The sequence below is a fragment of the Variovorax soli NBRC 106424 genome, assembly GCF_001591385.1.
GTDB lineage: Bacteria > Pseudomonadota > Gammaproteobacteria > Burkholderiales > Burkholderiaceae_C > Variovorax > Variovorax soli.
In genome coordinates, this window is sequence record NZ_BCUU01000046.1 from 1 (window position 1) to 18436 (window position 18436).

The window sequence follows — 18436 nt, forward strand, 5'->3', positions numbered from 1 at the left end:
GGCACCTGCGCTGGTTCGCCCAGCGCGGGCATCCGGTCACGGGCGTCGACCGCTCGGCCGAGGCGCTGGCCAGCGCCGGCGCCTTCGGGCAGACCGTCCTGGCCGACATCGAGAACGGGCCCTGGCCCTTCGCCGGCCAGGCCTTCGACGCCGTCGTCGTCACCAACTACCTCTGGCGCGCGCGGCTGCCGGACATCATCCAGGCCGTGGCGCCGGGCGGCCTGCTCCTCTACGAAACCTTCGCCCAGGGCAACGAGAGCGTCGGCAAGCCCTCGCGCCCCGACTTCCTGCTGGCGCCCGGGGAACTGCTGCGTGCCTGCGACGGCCTGCGCGTGGTGGCGTACGAAGATGGTTTTCTGGACAGCCCCGAGCGCTTCGTCCAGCGCATTGCCGCCGTCCGCGCGGCGCCGAACCCGGGGGAAACCCCGCCCCGCTACCCGCTGCAAACGCAGGGCTGAGGCTCCCGCCCGGTCCGGCGGCGCCGGTAGAATGAGGACTTTTCGTCCTAAAGAGACTCCCCCTTGCAGCAACTGACTGGCAGCATCGTCGCGCTCGTGACGCCGATGCATGAAGACGGAAGCGTCGACTACCCGGCCCTGCGCCGCCTGATCGACTGGCACATCGAAGAAGGCACCGACTGCCTCGGCGTGGTCGGGACCACCGGCGAGTCGCCCACGGTCAACGTCGAAGAGCATTGCGAAATCATCCGCGTCTCGGTCGAGCAGGCCAAGGGGCGTGTGCCCGTCATGGCGGGCTGCGGTGCCAACTCCACGCAGGAGGCCATCGAACTGGCCAAGTTCGCCAAGGGCGTGGGCGCCGACTCGCAACTGCAGGTGGTGCCCTACTACAACAAGCCCACGCAAGAGGGCCAGTACCGGCACTTCAAGGCCATTGCCGAAGCCGTGGGCGACCTGCCCATCGTGCTGTACAACGTGCCCGGGCGCACCGTGGCCGATATGGCGCACGACACCGTGCTGCGCCTGGCGCAGGTGCCCGGCATCGTGGGCATCAAGGAAGCCACCGGCAACATCGAGCGTGCGCAGTGGCTCATTCGCGAAGTGCCCAAGGAATTCGCCGTGTACTCGGGCGACGACCCGACCGCCGTGGCACTCATGCTGTGCGGCGGCCAGGGCAACATCAGCGTCACGGCCAACGTGGCGCCGCGCAAGATGCACGAGCTGTGCATGGCCGCCATCGCCGGCGACGCGCGCCGCGCCATGCAGATCCAGATGGAACTTCTGCCGCTGCACCGGCATCTGTTCGTGGAGCCCAATCCCATTCCGGTGAAGTGGGCCATGTCCCGGCTCGGGCTGTGCGGCGGCGCCATGCGCCTGCCCCTGACCGAGCTGTCCGAAGGGGCTCGCCCCGTGGTTGAAGCCGCTCTGCGCCAGAGCGGCCTGCTCAAGGATTAGTCGACAAGCCCCCACGACGTCACAAAAGCCGGCACCCCCGCGCGACCCGCGTCCAAGACCGGCCACATAGAGCGCCAAAGCGCCCCCTCAATCAGGAAGAACACCTTGAAAACTCTTTCGCGCCTCGCGTTGCTGGCTCTTGCTGCCAGCCTTGCCGCCTGCTCCGTGTTCGAGAGCGACAAGATCGACTACAAGAGCGCCGGCAAGGTGCCGACGCTGGAAGTCCCGCCCGATCTCACCCAGCTCACCAAGGACAACCGCTACGCGATTCCCGGCGGCGGCGTGTCGGCCAACGCCATGCAGGCGGGCCTGGCCAATGCGCCCAGCCAGCCCGCGGCAGCGAACGTGATCGGCGACGTGCGCATGGAGCGCAACGGCACGCAACGCTGGCTGGTGGTCGACCGCGCGCCCGAGCAGCTCTGGGATTCCATTCGCGATTTCTGGCAGGAAAACGGCTTCTTGCTCACCACCGACCAGCGCAACATCGGCATCATGGAAACCGACTGGGCCGAGAACCGCGCCAAGCTGCCGCAGGACATCATCCGCGGCACGCTGGGCAAGCTGGTGGATTCCATCTACTCCACCGGCGAACTGGACCGCTTCCGCACGCGGCTGGAAAAGTCGGGCAACGGCACCGAAATCTTCGTGACCCATCGCGGCATGATCGAGGTCTATTCCAACAGCGCCAAGGACCAGACCGTCTGGCAACCGCGCCCGGCCGACCCCGAGCTCGAAAACGAATTCCTGCGCCGCCTGATGGTCAAGCTTGGCGTGCCGCAGGAGCAGTCGAAGGCCATGATGGCCGCCGGTGCGCCCGCCGCGGCGCAGCGTGCCGTGGTCAGCAACGAGGGTGGCGTGCCCACCGTGCGCATCAACGAAAGCTTCGACCGCGCCTGGCGCCGCGTCGGCCTCACGCTCGACCGCACCGGCTTCACCGTGGAAGACCGCGACCGCGCGGCCGGCACGTACTTCGTGCGCTACGTGCCGCCGGACCGCAAGGAGCCCGGCACCTGGGCCAAGATCCTGAGCTTCGGCCAGGCCGGCAAGGATCTGAAGCCGCTGAAGCTGCGCGTGCAGGTCAAGAGCCAGGCGGACGTGAGCACCGTCAGCGTGCTCACCGAAGCCGGCGCGCCCGACACCAGCGACAACGCCAAGAAGATCGTCCAGGTCATTGCCGACGACATGAAGTGATCCGGTTCCGCAGCCTGGGCAGCGGCAGCGCGGGCAACGCCACGCTGATCGAGGCCGGCAACGGCCTTTCCACCAGCCGCGTGCTGGTGGACTGCGGCTTCGGCCTGCGCCACCTGGAAGCGCGCCTCGCGCGCGCGGGCCTCGCGGCCACCGACATCGACGCCGTCTTCATCACGCATGAACACGGCGACCACATCGGTTGCGCACATGCCTTCTCCCGGCGCCACGGCGTGGCCGTCTGGATGAGCGAAGGCACCTGGCTGGCGAGCGGCTCGCGCGACTACGAAGGACGCCTGCGCTTTGCACGCGACGGCGAGGCGATCGAAGTCGGCGAGCTGCAGTTGCGCCCCTTCACCGTGCCGCACGATGCGCGCGAGCCGCTGCAACTGCGCTGCACCGATGGCGCCCGCCACCTGGGCGTGCTCACCGACCTGGGCCATGCCACGCCCTACGTGATCGCCCAGCTCGCCGGCCTCGACTCGCTGCTGCTGGAGTTCAACCACGACACGGACATGCTCGCCGTGTCGAGCTACCCGCCCTTTCTCAAGCAGCGAGTGGGCGGCAAGTGGGGGCACCTGTCGAACAATGCAGCATCGGATATTGCGCAGGCGCTGTGCCACAGCCACATGCGCCACCTGGTGGCAGCCCACCTGAGCGAGCAGAACAACAAGCCCGAGATCGTGCGCCAGGCCATGGCGCAGGTGCTGGGCGCGAGCGCCGACGAGATGCTGACGGCGAACGCGGCCGACGGAACGCCCTGGCTGGACGTTTAGTTGCGCCTGTTCGCGACGCGCAAAGAACAAAAGCCGCCCGAGGGCGGCTTTTGTCTTGGCAGACAGGCCCGGCTATTCCTTCTTGGGCGCGTTCGCGGCGGCGTCGGCTGCCGCCTTGCGTGCAGCCTCGACGGCCTTGTTGGCTTCATCCAGCGCGGCTTGCGAATCGGGCGCCGGCGTGCCGGGCGTTGCAGCCGGGGCAGCTGGCGCGGCAGGTGCAGGTGTGGCGGCCGGGGCAGCCGGCGCAGGCGAAGGTGCGGGGGTGACGGCAGCAGGCGGCGGCGTGCTCACGGACGGTGCCGCGCCTTCCTGCTTGTTGCAGGCGGTCAGCGCAGCTGCACCGACCAACGATGCGATCAGCCAGACGGACTTGTTCATGCATGCTCCTTGGAGATTTCGAATCGAGAACGAAAAAATTCTAGATCGCGATCCATCGGGCATGCCCCGCGCGGCGTGTATCAAAGGGTGTTCGCGGCCTTGGCCTACAGGCCGAGCGTCGTGATCGGAAAGCCTTCGCGGCTCGCACGCAAACATTCGTCTAACGCTTCGCGCAGCGCGCGGCGCCCCATGGCATCGGTGCCGCTGTGGCCGCGGCAACGTTCGGCGTCGAGGCGCCGCAATGCCCAGGTCGGGGTCCAGATGGCACTGGGCACGGCCGGCAATCCGGCACCGCGGCAGACGCGCGCATCGACGATGTGGCCCCACATGCGGCGCCAGTGCACGAAGCGCGCATGATGCCGCTCGAACACATCGAAGCGTTCAGCCAGGAGCGTCAGCCGGCGCCCGGCGGACGACCACTGCTGCAGCGCCTCGGCCACGGCCCGCTCGCCCAGCGGCCAGTCGGCAAAGTCGGCGTCGCTCCAGACCCATTCGCGCCAGCCCTCGCGCGCCGCTGCTTCGATGGCCTGGCGAATGAGCTGCGCAAATTCCTCCGGGCCCGAGAAGGGGCCGGACGCCAGCGTGGCGCCGTTCGATGATGCGTCGTCATTGCTCGGCATGGGCCCACCCCGCTTCGCACCAGTCGGCCAGGAGTTCCAGCGCGCCGTCGCTCGCGCGCGCCAGGTCCCTGGCCTGCAGTTCGCGCCGGTCGGCCAGGCGCCGCATCAGCGTGGCGTCCCGCCCGCCGGCCAGAAAGCTCTCGCCGTTGATGTAGATGTGGCGTGCGTCGTAGAGCATGCGGGTGCGGCGATCGAGCACCACGCGCTGCCAGGGCTGCGGCGGCACGTCGCCGTCATCGTCGAACCACACGTTGGCCTTGGGCTCGGTCATGGACTCGCCAAGCGCACGCTCGATGGCGTCGGGCGAGCGCAGCGCCAGCGCGACGGCCTCGCGCGCGAAGGCCTGCAGTTCAGCCGGCATGGCTGCGGGCGCCTCGACCGCTGCCTGGCCGGGATCGCGGTAGTGCGTGTGCGCCGTCTGGGCAACGGGCGCGTGCTCCAGCTCTTCCGCATGCGCCTCGGCCACGCGCGCCAGCAGATCGGCACCCAGGTGCCGCTTGGCGGGCGAACGCAGGCCGATGGAATAGGTCATGCAATCCGTACCCTCGGCCACGCCGTCGTGTGCATAGCGCGGCGGCAGGTAGAGCATGTCGCCGGGCTCGAGAACGAAGCTCTGCTCGGGCTCGAAGCGCTCCAGGATCTTCAGCGGCACGCCTTCCTGCAGCCGCATGTCGCGCTGGCGCCCGATGGACCAGCGGCGCCGGCCCGCCGCCTGCAGCAGAAAGACGTCGTAGCTGTCGAAGTGCGGGCCCACGCCGCCCCGGTCGCTGGCGTAGCTGATCATCAGGTCGTCCAGCCGCGCATCCGGCAGGAAGCGGAACTGATTGAGCAAGTCATGGATGCCCTGGTGGTGCAGGTCCACACCCTGCACCAGCAGGGTCCAGCCGGGCTGCGTGGTGGGCGGCAGCGAACGGCGCCCGAAGGGCCCGTGGCGCAGCGTCCAGACCTGCCCGTTCTTGCCGCCATGCTGGATGAGCCGCGACTCAACGCCCTCTTGGCCAGCAAGGTCGAACAGCTGCGCACGCGGGATCGGTGGCACCATGTCGGGAACGGCGCCGCGAACCAGAAGCGGCTTCTTCTGCCAGTAACGGCGCATGAATTGCTGCGGGCTGATGCCGCCGAGCAGCGCCAGTGGCGTGTTGATGTCCATGGGACAATTCTCGTATGGAAATCACTCAACAATGCGTGGTCGCACTGACCTGGAAACTGAAGGACACGCTGGGCGAGCTGCTCGATGAGCTGGACGAGCCGGTGGAATTCCTGGTGGGCGGCGACGACCTGCTCAAGCCCATCGAGGCCGCGCTTCAAGGCCACGAGCCCGGCGCGCAGCTGCAGCTGCACATCGAGCCGGAGGAGGCTTTCGGCGACTACGACGAGGAGTTCGTCTTCCTCGAGCCGCGCGCCATTTTCCCGAAGGAGCTGGAAGAAGGCATGACCTTCGACGGCAGTGCCCTGCCCAAGGGCAACAGCGGCACCCTGCCCGCCAACCTGCTCTACACCGTGACCGAGATCTACCCCGAGCACGTGGTGCTCGACGGCAACCATCCGCTGGCCGGCATCGCGCTGCGCCTGGAGCTGAAGGTGGAAGCGGTGCGCGAAGCCACCGAGGACGAGATCGGCCGCGGCACCGCGGGCACGGGCTTCTTCAAGGTGCAGCCCATGGCGCCGGGCAACGACACGCTGCATTGAGCCGTCCCGGTTCGATGCACAGTAAAAAAGCCGGGCAGTGCCCGGCTTTTTCTTTGGCGCGGCGAAGAACTCAGACGCGCGTGATCTGGTTGCCGTCGATGCGCACGCGGTCGCCCACGCGCAGGTCGCCCGGGCTTTGCACGTCGAAGGCGCGGTAGTTGCCGTTGTCGGTCTGGATCGACACCCGGTAGCTCTGGTAGACGCGCGGCGAGCGGGTGTTGGCTTCGATGGCATTGCCCAGCAGGGCGCCGCCCACCACGCCCAGCACGGTGGCAGCCGCCTTGCCGCTGCCGCCGCCGACCTGGTGGCCGAGCACACCGCCCACCACCCCGCCGGTCACGGCGCCGACGCCGCTCTGGGGTCCGCCCGAGCTTTGCGTCTGGAGCACTTCGATGTTGACCACACGGCCGTAGGACACCTGCGGAACCGGCGTGCCGACCACGGGGTAGGACGGGGCAGGCTCATAGGGGTAGGTGGCGGTCTGCTGGTAGTAGGGGGCCGGCGCCACGCAGGCGCTGAGTGCGGCAAGGGCCGCGGCGCCCAGGCCCAGGCGGCCGAGCATGCCCATTCGGTTGAGCATTTTTTTCATGATGGAGTTGCTCCTCGTTTCAGATCGATGCATGTGCAGGTCGCACTGCCGACACAACGCATCTCCTGTCGATTTCGAGCACAGGCTTGAACGGGCGGTTCCCGCCTTTACCTGGCGGAAACAACTCGGCGCCCGGCGTCAGTGCTTGCCGGTCGAACCGTAGCCGCCCTCGCCGCGCTCGCTGGGCGGAAACTCGTCCACCACGTTGAAGCGGGCCTGCACCACCGGCACGATGACCAGCTGGGCCAGCCGCTCCATGGGTTGCAGCACGAAGGGCACGTTGCTGCGGTTCCAGGCGCTCACCTTCAGTTCGCCCTGGTAGTCGCTGTCGATCAGGCCGACCAGGTTGCCCAGCACGATGCCGTGCTTGTGGCCCAGGCCCGAGCGCGGAAGGATCAGCGCCGCATAGCCAGGGTCGGCCAGGTGGATGGCAATGCCGGTGCCCACCAGCTGCCAGCCGTTGGGCTCCAGGGTGATGGGCGCATCGAGGCAGGCGCGCAGGTCCAGGCCGGCGCTGCCGGGCGTGGCATAGGCCGGCAGTTGTTCTGCCATGCGGGGGTCGAGGATTTTGACGTCGATTCTCATTTTTTCGTCTTCTGCTGTTGCTGCTGCCGCGCCATCTCCTGCAGGTTGCCTTCGAGCTTCTTGAGGAGTTGGCGCAAGCCGCGTGTCAGCGGATGCTCGGTTGGGAGTTGCAGGCCGGGCGGGGCGAACAGCGCACGCGCCCGCTCGGCCGCTGCCGCATCGGCCCCGATGTGCCCTGAGGCGGAGGATTCGGCCTCAGGGGCGCCGGGCACCGGCGCGTCGATGGGCTGCAGGCCCTGCTGGCCGGCGCGCTGCGCCATCAGCTGGCGCTGCGCAGCCTGCGCCGTCAGGCGCTCCACATAGCTGGCGAAGTCGCCATTGGGCGGGGTGTCCCAGGAGGAGTGCATGGCTCAGGAGCCGAAGTGCGGTCAGGCCGGCTTCCACACGGGCAGGCGCGCCGCGATCTCGGCCACCAGCTCGCGCGCCAGCACCTGCTTGGGCGCGCGCGGCAGTTCGCGCACGCCGGCGTCATCGACCAGCAGCAGGCTGTTGTGGTCCTGCCCGAAAGTGAGCGGGCCGATGTTGCCCACCAGCAGCGGAATGCCCTTGCGCTCGCGCTTGGCCTTCGCATGTTCCACCAGGTTCTCGCTCTCGGCCGCGAAGCCCACGCAGTAGAGCTGGCCGCGCCTGGCGCGCTCGCCCTGCGCCAGCGTCAGCAGGATGTCGGGGTTTTCGGTGAAGGCGAGCGAGGGCGCCCGGCCGCTGCCGTCCTTCTTGATCTTCTGGTTGCTGTGGGTGGCGGGCCGCCAGTCGGCCACCGCCGCGGTGGCCACGAACACGTTGGCGTCCTGCGCCGCAGACTGCGCCGCCGCCAGCATCTGCTGGGCCGACTGCACGTCGATGCGTTTCACCCCGCGTGGGGTGGCGAGGTGCACGGGGCCAGCAACGAGCGTCACCCGCGCCCCTGCCTCGCGCGCCGCCCGGGCAATGGCAAAGCCCATCTTGCCCGAGGAATGGTTGGTGATGCCGCGGATCGGGTCCATGGCCTCGAAGGTGGGGCCCGCAGTAACCAGCACATGCTGGCCCGCCAGCACCTTGGGCTGGAAGTGGGCGACGATGTCTTCCATGAGCTCGGCCGGCTCCAGCATGCGGCCGTCGCCAGTCTCGCCGCAGGCCTGCGCGCCGGTGCCCACGCCCAGCGCGATGGCGCCGTCGGCCTGCACCTGCGCCAGGTTGCGCAGCGTGGCCGGGTGCGACCACATCTCGCGGTTCATGGCCGGGGCCAGCAGCAGCGGCACCCGGTCGATAGGGCGCGCCAGGCACATCAGGCTGAGCAGTTCGTCGGAGCGCCCCTGCACCAGCCGCGCGATGAAGTCCGCGCTGCACGGCGCCAGCACGATCGCGTCGGCCTCGCGGCTCAGGTTGATGTGCGGCATGTTGTTGGGCTCGCGCACGTCCCACTGGGAGATGTACACGGGGCGGCCCGACAGCGCCTGCATGGTCACCGGGGTGATGAACTGGGTGGCCGACTCGGTCATGACCACCTGCACCGTGGCCCCGGCCTTGACCATGAGGCGGCACAGCTCGGCCGATTTGTAGCAGGCCACGCCGCCCGTGAGACCCAGAACGATGTGCTTGCCGGCAAGATCTTGCATAGGGACGCAAGTGTAATGACGACGGGCCCACGCCGTGCCCCGGTATTTGGCCCGCGCGGGCCGGCTGACTGGGGCCAACCCCTATAATTCGAATTTCCCACTGCCCGAATCTCGCGTTCGGTAATGGCATGACCAAATTCGTCTTCGTTACTGGCGGTGTGGTGTCTTCCCTCGGCAAGGGAATCGCCTCCGCCTCTCTCGCCGCGCTGCTCGAATCGCGCGGCCTCCAAGTCACCCTCATCAAGCTCGACCCCTACATCAACGTCGATCCGGGCACGATGTCGCCGTTCCAGCACGGCGAAGTGTTCGTCACCGACGACGGGGCCGAAACCGACCTGGACCTGGGCCACTACGAGCGCTTCATCACGACGCGCATGCGCAAGGCCAACAACTTCACCACCGGCCAGATCTACAAGAGCGTGCTCGAGAAAGAGCGCCGCGGCGACTACCTGGGCAAGACGGTGCAGGTGATTCCGCACATCACCAACGAGATCCAGGACTTCATCAAGCGCGGCGCCGGCATCGGCACGCCCGACGAAGTGGACGTGGCCATCGTGGAAATCGGCGGCACCGTGGGCGACATCGAGTCCCTGCCTTTCCTGGAAGCGGTGCGCCAGATGAGCCTGCGCGCCGGCCCCAACCAGGCCGCCTTCGTCCACCTGAGCTACCTGCCCTGGATCGCCGCCGCCGGCGAGCTCAAGACCAAGCCGACCCAGCACACCGCGCAGAAGCTGCGCGAGATCGGCATCCAGGCCGACGCCCTGCTGTGCCGCGCCGACCGGCCCATTCCGGAAGAAGAGCGCGCCAAGATCTCGCTCTTTTCCAACGTGCCCGAGTGGGGCGTGATCTCCATGTGGGACGTGGACACCATCTACAAGGTGCCGCGCATGCTGCACGAGCAGGGCCTGGACGGCCTCATCTGCGACAAGCTGCGCATCAACACCCCGCCGGCCAAGCTGCAGCGCTGGGACGACCTGGTGCACGAGGTGGAGCACCCGCAGCACGAGGTCACCATTGCCATGGTGGGCAAGTACGTCGACCTGTCCGACAGCTACAAGTCGCTCAACGAGGCGCTGCGCCATGCCGGCATGAAGAACCATGCCCGCGTGAAGATCGACTACATCGACTCGGAAACCATCGAGCCCGACAACGTCTCGCGCCTGGCCAAGTACGACGCCATCCTGGTGCCCGGCGGCTTCGGCCAGCGCGGCGTGGAAGGCAAGATCTGCGCGGCCCGCTACGCCCGCGAGAACAAGATCCCCTACCTGGGCATCTGCCTGGGCATGCAGGTGGCCACCATCGAGTACGCCCGCAACGTGGCGGGCCTGAAGGACGCCAACAGCACCGAGTTCGACGCCAAGACCCCCTGCCCCGTGATCGCGCTGATCACCGAGTGGAAGGACGCGGACGGCAGCATCAAGGTGCGCAACGAGCAGTCCGACCTGGGCGGCACCATGCGCCTGGGCGCGCAGAGCTCCGACGTGCAGCCCGGCACGCTGGCCCACAGCATCTATGGCGACGTGGTCACCGAGCGCCACCGCCACCGCTACGAAGCCAACGTGAACTACCTCGACCAGCTGCGCAAGGCGGGTCTGGTGATCTCGGCCCTGACGCAGCGCGAGCAGCTCACCGAGATCGTCGAGCTGCCCAAGGCGCAGCACCCCTGGTACATGGGCGTGCAGTTCCACCCCGAGTTCAAGTCCACGCCCTGGGGCGGCCACCCGCTGTTCATCGCCTTCGTCGAGGCGGCGCTGGTGCACCAAGGTGTCGAGAAGACGTCCCTGAAAGTGGTCGCCTGAGGGCGGCCTTCAAGCTCAGCACAGCGGAGAGCGCATGAAACTCACCGGATTCGACATCGGGCTGGACAAGCCCTTCTTCCTGATCGCCGGCCCCTGCGTGGTGGAGTCCGAGCAGCTGCAGATGGACACCGCCGGCACGCTGAAGGAAATCACCGCTTCGCTGGGCATTCCGTTCATCTTCAAGAGCAGCTTCGACAAGGCCAACCGCAGCTCGGGCTCGAGCTTTCGCGGCCCCGGGCGCGAGAAGGGCCTGGACATCCTGGCCAAGGTCAAGCGCGAGCTGGGCCTGCCGGTGCTGACCGACGTCCACAACGAAGACGACATCACCGAGGCCGCCAAGGTGGTCGACGTGCTGCAGACCCCGGCCTTCCTGTGCCGCCAGACCGACTTCATCCGCGCCGCGGCGCAGTCGGGCAAGCCGGTGAACATCAAGAAGGGCCAGTTCCTCTCGCCGCACGAGATGAAGAACGTGATCGACAAGGCCCGCGACGCGGCGCGCGAAGCAGGCCTGCCCGAAGACAACTTCATGGCGTGCGAGCGCGGCGCCAGCTTCGGCTACAACAACCTGGTGAGCGACATGCGCAGCCTGGCCATCATGCGCGAGACCGGCGCGCCGGTGGTGTTCGACGCCACGCATTCGGTGCAGCTGCCGGGCGGCCAGGGCACCAGTTCAGGCGGCCAGCGCGAGATGGTGCCGGTGCTCTCGCGCGCAGCGGTGGCTGTGGGCATTTCAGGCCTGTTCATGGAAACGCATCCCGATCCGAACAAGGCGCTCTCCGACGGCCCCAACGCGGTGCCGCTCAAGCACATGAAATCCCTGCTTGAAACGCTGGTTGCCCTCGATCGCATCACCAAGAAGACCCCCTTCCTCGAAAACAACTTCCAAGCCTGAAGAAAGAGCATTGACCACCATGAGCAGCGCCTACGTCATCGCCAACGTCGAAGTCACCAATCCCACGCAGTACGAGGAGTACAAGAAGTGGTCCAGCGTTGCCATGCAGGCGCACGGCGCCGAGGTGTGCGTGCGCGGCGGCAAGGTCGAGGTGCTGGAAGGCGACTGGAATCCGCAGCGCATCGTGATCCTCAAGTTTCCTTCGGTCGAGGCGGCGAATAAGTTTTATGCATCCGCGGAATACGGCAAAGCGCGCGAAGCGCGCGCCGGTGCTGCGATCATGCGAATGATCGTGGTCGAGGGCCTGTAAACGCCCTTCGCGCCAGCGATTCCACAAGTTTTGATATCTGGAGCCAATTGAGTATGAGCGCAATCGTAGACATCGTCGGCCGTGAAATCCTCGACAGCCGCGGCAACCCCACCGTCGAATGCGACGTGCTGCTGGAGTCCGGCACCATGGGCCGCGCCGCCGTGCCCTCGGGCGCTTCCACCGGCTCGCGCGAAGCCATCGAGCTGCGTGACGGCGACAAGAGCCGCTACCTGGGCAAGGGCGTGCTGAAGGCCGTCGAGCACATCAACACCGAGATCTCCGAAGCCGTGCTGGGCCTCGATGCGTCGGAACAGGCCTTCCTCGACCGCACCCTGTGCGACCTGGACGGCACCGACAACAAGAGCCGCCTGGGCGCCAATTCCATGCTGGCGGTGTCGATGGCCGTGGCCCGCGCCGCCGCCGAGGAGTCGGGCCTGCCCCTGTACCGCTACTTCGGCGGCATGGGCGGCATGCAGATGCCGGTGCCGATGATGAACGTCATCAACGGCGGCGCGCATGCCAACAACAGCCTGGACCTGCAAGAGTTCATGATCATTCCGGTGGGCGCACCGAGCTTCCGCGAAGCGCTGCGCTACGGCGCCGAGGTGTTCCACTCGCTCAAGAAGATCATCGACAGCCGCGGCATGCCCACCGCCGTGGGCGACGAAGGCGGCTTTGCCCCCAACGTCGAGAGCCACGAGGCGGCCATCCAGCTCATCCTGGAAGCCATCGACAAGGCCGGCTTCGTGGCGGGCGAGCAGATCGCCCTGGGCCTGGACTGCGCCGCCAGCGAGTTCTACAAGGATGGCAAGTACGTCCTGGCCGGCGAAGGCGGCCTGCAACTGGAAGCCGCGCAGTGGACCGACATGCTGGCCACCTGGTGCGACAAGTACCCGATCATCAGCATCGAGGACGGCATGCACGAAGGCGACTGGGACGGCTGGAAGCTGCTCACCGAGCGCCTGGGCAAGAAGGTTCAGTTGGTGGGCGACGACCTGTTCGTCACCAACACCCGCATCTTGAAGGAAGGCATCGACAAGGGCATCGCCAACTCGATCCTGATCAAGATCAACCAGATCGGCACGCTGACCGAGACCTTCGCCGCCATCGAGATGGCCAAGCGCGCGGGCTACACCGCCGTCATCTCGCACCGCTCGGGCGAGACCGAAGACTCCACCATCGCCGACATCGCGGTGGGCACCAACGCCGGCCAGATCAAGACCGGCTCGCTGTCGCGCTCGGACCGCATGGCCAAGTACAACCAGCTGCTGCGCATCGAGGAAGACCTGGGCGACGTGGCCAGCTACCCCGGCCGCGCTGCCTTCTACAACCTGCGCTGACCGCCGGCTGATTTTCCAGACCGGCCGCCATGCGCTCGCGCATCGTTCCGATCGTCCTGGTCCTGCTGCTCCTCGTCCTTCAGTTTCAACTGTGGACGGGGCGTGGCAGCGTGCCCGACGTGGCGAAGCAGCGCGAGTCGCTCACCCGGCTGCAGGAGGCCAACACGCGCGCCGCGCAGGCCAACGAACGCCTGGCCTCCGAGGTGCGCGATCTGCAGGAAGGCCTGGAAATGGTCGAGGAACGCGCACGCGCCGAGCTGGGCATGGTCAAGCCCAACGAAGTGTTCGTGCAGATCACGCGTTGAAGCAGCAGATTGCCTTGCTGGGCGCCGACCGCGCCGGCCGGCAGGCATTGGCGAACGCGCTGGCGCCTCGCCTGCAAGGCACATCCTTCTTCGTCCAGGCGGTTGAAGACAGCAGCCAGCTGCAGTCCCCTGCCCTCGTCCTGCTGCTGGCGTCATCCCATGCGCATGGCGATGAAGAAGGCCTGCGCTGGCGCGAATGGCTGGTTCAGGCGGGCATCGCCTTCTCGGTGCTGCATGGCGAAGCCCAGGCCCGCCTGGACGGCGCCTGGCGGCTCATCGCGCCGCTGCTGGGGCTTGCTGCGCCGTCGCAGGATGCGGGCGCCGGCGCCAAATCACGCTGGACCTGGTCCTGCGACAAATGCTCCGACCCGGCCTGCGAGCACCGGCTGTTCCAGGACTTGCTGCAGGGCCGCGCGAAAGACGCCGGCAGCTACTGAACCGTCGGGCTGCCGGGCAGCTGGTCCTTGGGCGCGGTGAAGATCTGCGCCGCATCCACCGCGTCGAAGCGGTACTGCTTGCCGCAGAAGTCGCAGCCCACCTCGATGTCGCCGCGCTCGGCCAGGATCTCCTCCGCCTCCTGCACGCCCAGGCCGCGGATCATGCCGGCCACCCGCTCGCGGCTGCAGGTGCAGCGAAAGCGCGGGCCCAGCATGCCGACCTGCGGCTCGAAGCGCAGCAGCTTCTCTTCCCAGAAGAGGCGCCGCAGGATGGTGTCCACGTCCAGCCCCAGCAGCTCGTCGCGCGTGAGGCTCGCAGCCAGGATGGAGATGCGGTTGTAGTCCTCGTTCTGGCCGATCCGGTCTTCCAGCGAGATGCCCTGCACCGCCGCGCCTGCTTCCTGCGTGCCCTCCAGGTTGGCCACGCCCTTGGTGGGCAGGCGCTGGATCAAGAGGCCCGCCGCCACCTTGTCGTCGGCGGCCAGCACCAGCGTGGTGTCGAGCTGCTCGCTTTGCAGCATGTAGTGCTGCAGCACCTCGTTGAGCCTGACCAGCGGCTTGCCGTGCTCATCCACCAGCGGCACCACGCCCTGGTAGGTCTGCTGGCCCGGCACGCGCTCGGCCGGCTCCAGCGTGATGGCGCAGCGTCCGCGCCCGTGCAGGTTGACCATCTGCGGCAGCTGCGCATCGGCCGCGACTTCGCCGGTGACGGTGGCGGTGCTGCGCACGCTCATGTCCGCCTTGGCCTCGGCCACCGCGACCTTGACCGGCCCGTCGCCGAAGATCTGCAGGATGAGCGAGCCCTTGAACTTGATGTTGGCCTGCATCAGCGCCGCCGCGGCCGTCATCTCGCCAAGCAGTTCGGCCACCGGCGGCGGATAGGCGCCCGTGGTGGTGTTGGAGGCGCGGCGGGCCAGGATCTCCTGCCAGGCGTCGGTCAGGCGCACGATCATGCCGCGCACCGGCAGGCCCTCGAACAGGAATTTGTGCAGTTCGCTCAAGACGGATTTCCCAGTGTTGTCAGCCGACCTTCTTCAAGCCCTTGCGGAAGCGCTCGCTGTTGTCGACATAGTGTTGTGCGTTGGCGCGCAGCCGCGCGGCCGAGGCCTCGTCCAGCGTGCGCACCACCTTGGCCGGCGCGCCGAAGATGAGCGAGTTGTCGGGAAACTCCTTGCCCTCGGTCACCACGCTGCCGGCACCGACAATGCAGTTGCGGCCGATGCGGGCCTTGTTCAAGACCACCGCGCCAATGCCGATGAGCGAGTTGTCGCCGATGGTGCAGCCGTGCAGCATCACCATATGGCCCACCGTGACGTTCTCGCCCAGCGTGAGCGGCACGCCGGCATCCGAATGCAGGGTCGACATGTCCTGCACGTTGGAATTGCGGCCAATGCGGATCGGCTCGTTGTCTCCGCGGACCACGGTGCCGAACCAGACGCTGGCGTGCTCGCCCAGTATCACGTTGCCGATGAGTTGCGCGCTGTCGGCCACCCAGGCGCCTTCGCCCAGTTGAGGCGCCACGCCGTCCAGTTCATACAAGGCCATTGCAGATTCCTTATCGAATCGATCCCGAAACCTAGAATTGTAGGGATGCACCCTCGCCTTCGTGCCCTGGAGGCTTTGCGCCTGACCGACCCCGACAGCAAAGTCCGAGCCACCCGCGCCCTGGCCGCCAGCGGCGACCTGGACGGCATCGGCGGCGACCCCGTGCGCACCCCCGGCGACGGCGAAGGCGTTCCGGGCCGCCCGGACCGGCCCGAACGCGTCTCGGCCACCGCGGTGCCCAAGCGTTCGCCCTTCACCACCGAAGGCCGGGCCGCGCTGGTGCATTCCATCTGCCACATCGAGTTCAACGCCATCAACCTCGCGCTGGACGCGGTGTGGCGCTACGACGGCATGCCCGCCGCCTACTACCGCGACTGGCTGCGCGTGGCGGACGAAGAGGCGCAGCACTTCAGCCTGCTGCATGCGCACCTGCAAACCATGGGCTGGCGCTACGGCGACTTTCCGGGCCACGACGGCCTGTGGACCATGTGCGAGCGCACCCGGGACGACGTGCTCGCCCGCATGGCGCTGGTGCCGCGGACGCTCGAAGCGCGGGGGCTGGACGCCACCCCGCTCATCCAGGCCAAGCTGCGCCGCGTGAACACGCCCGACGCGCACGAGGCGGTGGCCATCCTGGACATCATCCTGCGCGACGAGGTGGGCCACGTGGCCATCGGCAACCACTGGTACCGCTGGCTGTGCGAGCGCAGCGGGCAAGACCCCGAGGCGCTGTATCCGGAGCTGGTGGCGCGCTACGAGGCGCCGCGCCTGAAGCCGCCCTTCAACCACGAAGCGCGCTCGCGGGCGGGCTTCAGCGATGAAGAGCTGCGGCTGCTCGACGCGCAGGCGGCAGCGGCGCAAGCGCCCGGCAGATAGTCACTCCGCCTTGATGCCGGCCGCGCGAATGATCCGGCCGTTGGACTCGTACTCCCTGGCGATCTCGCGCGCGAACTCGCCCGCGGCGCCGCCAGCCGGTTCGTTGTCGGTGGCGCGCAGCTTGGCGGCGATTTCCGCACTGGCCAGCGCCCGGTTGATCTCGACGTTGTAGCGCTCCACCAGCGCCGGCGGCATGCCGGCGGGCGCAAAGATGCCGAAGCGCGACGACAGGTTGGCCGCCGGCCAGCCCAGCTCCGCCAGCGTCGGTACCTGCGGCAGGCCGGGCAGCCGCGAAGGCGCGCCCACGGCCAGCGGACGCAGCTTGCCCGACTGGATGTGCGGCGACAGCGTCGGGCCCGCGTTGGTCGACAGGATCTCGAACTGCCCGCCCAGCGCATCGTTGAGCTGCTGGCCGCCGCCCTTGTACGGCACGTGGGTGATGTCCACGCCCGTGGCGGCGCGCAGCTGCTCCAGCATGATGTGCCCCAGCGATGCCTGTCCCGACGTGGCCCAGCGGATCGCGCCCGGCGACGCCTTGGCCTCGCGCAGCAGGCCGGCAAAGTCCTGGCTCTTGCTGGCCGAGGTGGCCAGCAGCATCACCGGCGACACCATCACGCTGGCCACGGGCGCGATGTCCTTCTGCGGGTCGTAGGGCAGCTTGCCCAGGTGCGGGCTGAGCACGAGCGGGCTGATGGCGGAGAAGCCCAGCACGCTGCCGTCGGCCGGCGCCTTGGCGACGGCGTCCATGCCGATGGTGCCGCTGGCGCCCGCCTTGTTCTCGACCACGACGGCGCTGCCCAATTGCGCCGACAGCTTCTCGCCCAGCGCGCGGGCGATCACGTCGCTGACGCCGCCGGCCGGATAGGCCACGACGATGCGGATGGTCTTGGGCACCTGCGGCTGGGCCATGGCAGCGCCGGCGCCGGCGAGCGCGGCCAAAGCGAGTGCGCCTGCCGCCAATGCGCGCCGCGAGATGCGTGGTGATGTGTGGAGTTGCGGAACTTGCTTCATGTCTTCTTCAACAATGCGGATGCCTATCCACGCGGGTGATGCTGCGCATGCAGCTGCTTGAGCCGCTCGCGCGCCACGTGGGTGTAGATGGTGGTGGTGGAAATGTCGGCATGCCCCAGCAGCATCTGCACCGCGCGCAGGTCGGCGCCGTGGTTGAGCAGGTGCGTGGCAAAGGCATGCCGCAAGGTGTGCGGCGACAGCGGCGAGCGGATGCCGGCCGCCACCGCGCATTTCTTGACGATGACCCAGAACATGACACGCGTCATGCCGGCGCCACGCGCGGTGACGAACAGGTCCGCCGTCTGCTGCCCGGCCAGGATGTCTGCGCGCGCCTCGTGCAGGTAGCGCTCGATCCAGCGCCGCGCCTCGGCGCCGAAGGGCACCAGGCGTTCCTTGCTGCCCTTGCCCATCACGCGCAGCACGCCCTCGTTCATGCCGAGGTCGTGCAGCTTCAGGCCCACCAGTTCGCTCACCCGCAAGCCGCTGGCATACATCAGCTCGAGCATGGCGCGGTCGCGCAGGCCCAGCGGCGTGCCCAGGTCCGGCGCGGCCAGCAGGTCTTCCACCTGCTTTTCCGTGAGCGTCTTGGGCACACGCAGCGACTGGCGCGCCGGCACCAGGCGCAGCGTGGGGTCGGCGTCGATGCGCCTTTCGCGCAGGGCCCAGCGGTAGTAGCGCTTGAACACCGTCAGGCGCCGGTTCGCCGACGTGGCCTTGCCCTTTTGCGAGAGCCGCGCGCCCATGTAGGCCTGCAGGTCGTGCTCGCCCGCGCCGTCCAGCGTGCCCCGCCGCTCGCGCAGCCACTGCGCGAGCAAGCTCAGGTCGCGCCGATAGGCTTCCAGCGTGTTCTTGGCCAGCCCGAACTCGAGCCACAACGCATCGACGAACTCGTCGATTTCGGGAAAGGCAGTGGCAGGCGCAACGGTCATCGGCCCGCAAGCCTAGCAAAACAAAAAGAGAAAGCCGCCCGAAAGGCGGCTCTGACTTCCGATACCCGTCCCGCACCGGGGAACCGGCTTTGCCGGGCCCCAGGTGGGGTCCCCGCCTCGGGGGGTGGCGTTACACGCCCGAAGGGCGTGAAAAGCCGGG

23 protein-coding genes are annotated in these 18436 nt (G+C 68.0%); 12 read left to right on the forward strand and 11 right to left on the reverse strand.

What is annotated here, in order from left to right; all coding sequences use genetic code 11:
- The 4 genes from VSO01S_RS14645 to VSO01S_RS14660 form a co-directional block, all read left to right on the forward strand.
- A partial coding sequence (locus VSO01S_RS14645; RefSeq protein ID WP_068643554.1) for a class I SAM-dependent methyltransferase occupies positions 1 to 458 on the forward strand: 458 nt, incomplete at its 5' end.
- Positions 459 to 521: 63 nt separating this feature from the next.
- Positions 522 to 1412 (forward strand): 4-hydroxy-tetrahydrodipicolinate synthase, encoded by an 891-nt coding sequence (gene dapA, locus VSO01S_RS14650; protein WP_084241884.1) that lies wholly within the window; start codon positions 522 to 524, stop codon positions 1410 to 1412.
- A gap of 105 nt (positions 1413 to 1517) precedes the next feature.
- Positions 1518 to 2603 (forward strand): NlpB/DapX family lipoprotein, encoded by a 1086-nt coding sequence (bamC, locus tag VSO01S_RS14655; RefSeq protein ID WP_068643555.1) that lies wholly within the window; start codon positions 1518 to 1520, stop codon positions 2601 to 2603.
- Positions 2600 to 3376, forward strand: a complete 777-nt coding sequence (locus VSO01S_RS14660; protein ID WP_068643556.1) for an MBL fold metallo-hydrolase — start codon at positions 2600 to 2602, stop codon at positions 3374 to 3376. The genes bamC and VSO01S_RS14660 overlap by 4 nt, the downstream gene beginning before the upstream one ends.
- 72 nt (positions 3377 to 3448) lie before the next feature.
- Here the strand turns inward: VSO01S_RS14660 and VSO01S_RS14665 are convergent, their stop codons facing one another.
- The 3 genes from VSO01S_RS14665 to VSO01S_RS14675 all read right to left on the reverse strand — a co-directional run bounded on the left by VSO01S_RS14665 (position 3449) and on the right by VSO01S_RS14675 (position 5524).
- A complete protein-coding gene (locus VSO01S_RS14665) occupies positions 3449 to 3754 on the reverse strand; it encodes a hypothetical protein (RefSeq protein ID WP_068643557.1) in 306 nt (101 codons plus the stop codon).
- 104 nt (positions 3755 to 3858) lie between these two features.
- Complete coding sequence (locus VSO01S_RS14670; RefSeq protein WP_068643558.1) at positions 3859 to 4374, reverse strand: hypothetical protein; 516 nt, start codon at positions 4372 to 4374, stop codon at positions 3859 to 3861.
- Complete coding sequence (locus VSO01S_RS14675) at positions 4361 to 5524, reverse strand: JmjC domain-containing protein (protein WP_068643559.1); 1164 nt, start codon at positions 5522 to 5524, stop codon at positions 4361 to 4363. Before VSO01S_RS14675 ends, VSO01S_RS14670 begins: the two co-directional genes overlap by 14 nt.
- Before the next feature lie 14 nt (positions 5525 to 5538).
- On the opposite strand from VSO01S_RS14675, the gene VSO01S_RS14680 reads away from it, so the two are divergent.
- On the forward strand, positions 5539 to 6063 hold the full coding sequence (locus tag VSO01S_RS14680; protein ID WP_068643560.1) for an FKBP-type peptidyl-prolyl cis-trans isomerase: 525 nt from the start codon (positions 5539 to 5541) through the stop codon (positions 6061 to 6063).
- 70 nt (positions 6064 to 6133) lie between these two features.
- Here the strand turns inward: VSO01S_RS14680 and VSO01S_RS14685 are convergent, their stop codons facing one another.
- The 4 genes from VSO01S_RS14685 to coaBC all read right to left on the reverse strand — a co-directional run bounded on the left by VSO01S_RS14685 (position 6134) and on the right by coaBC (position 8832).
- A complete protein-coding gene (locus VSO01S_RS14685) occupies positions 6134 to 6652 on the reverse strand; it encodes a glycine zipper 2TM domain-containing protein (protein WP_084241885.1) in 519 nt (172 codons plus the stop codon).
- Positions 6653 to 6790: 138 nt separating this feature from the next.
- Positions 6791 to 7237 carry a dUTP diphosphatase gene (gene dut, locus VSO01S_RS14690; RefSeq protein ID WP_068643562.1) on the reverse strand — a complete coding sequence of 149 codons (447 nt, stop codon included), beginning with the start codon at positions 7235 to 7237 and terminating at the stop codon, positions 6791 to 6793.
- Positions 7234 to 7584 carry a hypothetical protein gene (locus VSO01S_RS27735; RefSeq protein ID WP_068643563.1) on the reverse strand — a complete coding sequence of 117 codons (351 nt, stop codon included), beginning with the start codon at positions 7582 to 7584 and terminating at the stop codon, positions 7234 to 7236. The genes dut and VSO01S_RS27735 overlap by 4 nt, the downstream gene beginning before the upstream one ends.
- Positions 7585 to 7605: 21 nt before the next feature.
- Positions 7606 to 8832 (reverse strand): bifunctional phosphopantothenoylcysteine decarboxylase/phosphopantothenate--cysteine ligase CoaBC, encoded by a 1227-nt coding sequence (gene coaBC, locus VSO01S_RS14700; protein WP_068643564.1) that lies wholly within the window; start codon positions 8830 to 8832, stop codon positions 7606 to 7608.
- A 128-nt stretch (positions 8833 to 8960) separates the two neighbouring features.
- On the opposite strand from coaBC, the gene pyrG reads away from it, so the two are divergent.
- The 6 genes from pyrG to VSO01S_RS14730 are packed head-to-tail and all read left to right on the forward strand — an operon-like array spanning position 8961 to position 13915.
- Positions 8961 to 10631 carry a CTP synthase gene (gene pyrG, locus VSO01S_RS14705; RefSeq protein WP_068643565.1) on the forward strand — a complete coding sequence of 557 codons (1671 nt, stop codon included), beginning with the start codon at positions 8961 to 8963 and terminating at the stop codon, positions 10629 to 10631.
- Positions 10632 to 10665: 34 nt separating this feature from the next.
- Complete coding sequence (gene kdsA / locus VSO01S_RS14710) at positions 10666 to 11523, forward strand: 3-deoxy-8-phosphooctulonate synthase (protein ID WP_068643566.1); 858 nt, start codon at positions 10666 to 10668, stop codon at positions 11521 to 11523.
- A 19-nt stretch (positions 11524 to 11542) separates the two neighbouring features.
- Positions 11543 to 11833, forward strand: a complete 291-nt coding sequence (locus VSO01S_RS14715) for a DUF1330 domain-containing protein (protein WP_068643595.1) — start codon at positions 11543 to 11545, stop codon at positions 11831 to 11833.
- A 53-nt stretch (positions 11834 to 11886) separates the two neighbouring features.
- Positions 11887 to 13173 (forward strand): phosphopyruvate hydratase, encoded by a 1287-nt coding sequence (gene eno, locus VSO01S_RS14720; protein ID WP_068643567.1) that lies wholly within the window; start codon positions 11887 to 11889, stop codon positions 13171 to 13173.
- Positions 13174 to 13202: 29 nt separating this feature from the next.
- Positions 13203 to 13478 (forward strand): septum formation initiator family protein, encoded by a 276-nt coding sequence (locus VSO01S_RS14725; RefSeq protein WP_068643568.1) that lies wholly within the window; start codon positions 13203 to 13205, stop codon positions 13476 to 13478.
- Positions 13475 to 13915 carry a hypothetical protein gene (locus VSO01S_RS14730; RefSeq protein WP_068643569.1) on the forward strand — a complete coding sequence of 147 codons (441 nt, stop codon included), beginning with the start codon at positions 13475 to 13477 and terminating at the stop codon, positions 13913 to 13915. Before VSO01S_RS14725 ends, VSO01S_RS14730 begins: the two co-directional genes overlap by 4 nt.
- On the opposite strand, the gene hslO is transcribed toward VSO01S_RS14730, so the two are convergent.
- Together hslO and VSO01S_RS14740 are read right to left on the reverse strand one after the other, a co-directional pair.
- Positions 13909 to 14916 carry an Hsp33 family molecular chaperone HslO gene (gene hslO, locus VSO01S_RS14735; RefSeq protein WP_068643570.1) on the reverse strand — a complete coding sequence of 336 codons (1008 nt, stop codon included), beginning with the start codon at positions 14914 to 14916 and terminating at the stop codon, positions 13909 to 13911. The genes VSO01S_RS14730 and hslO overlap by 7 nt on opposite strands.
- Positions 14917 to 14935: 19 nt before the next feature.
- Positions 14936 to 15460 carry a gamma carbonic anhydrase family protein gene (locus VSO01S_RS14740; protein ID WP_068643571.1) on the reverse strand — a complete coding sequence of 175 codons (525 nt, stop codon included), beginning with the start codon at positions 15458 to 15460 and terminating at the stop codon, positions 14936 to 14938.
- A 45-nt stretch (positions 15461 to 15505) separates the two neighbouring features.
- Here VSO01S_RS14740 and VSO01S_RS14745 point away from each other — a divergent pair, with 45 nt between their 5' ends.
- A complete protein-coding gene (locus tag VSO01S_RS14745) occupies positions 15506 to 16336 on the forward strand; it encodes a ferritin-like domain-containing protein (protein WP_068643572.1) in 831 nt (276 codons plus the stop codon).
- Here VSO01S_RS14745 and VSO01S_RS14750 read toward each other — a convergent pair whose 3' ends face one another.
- On the reverse strand, positions 16337 to 17347 hold the full coding sequence (locus VSO01S_RS14750; protein WP_068643573.1) for a Bug family tripartite tricarboxylate transporter substrate binding protein: 1011 nt from the start codon (positions 17345 to 17347) through the stop codon (positions 16337 to 16339).
- 23 nt (positions 17348 to 17370) lie between these two features.
- Positions 17371 to 18276, reverse strand: coding sequence for a site-specific tyrosine recombinase XerD (xerD, locus tag VSO01S_RS14755; protein ID WP_068643574.1), 906 nt, complete (start codon positions 18274 to 18276; stop codon positions 17371 to 17373).
- Positions 18277 to 18436: the final 160 nt, after the last annotated feature.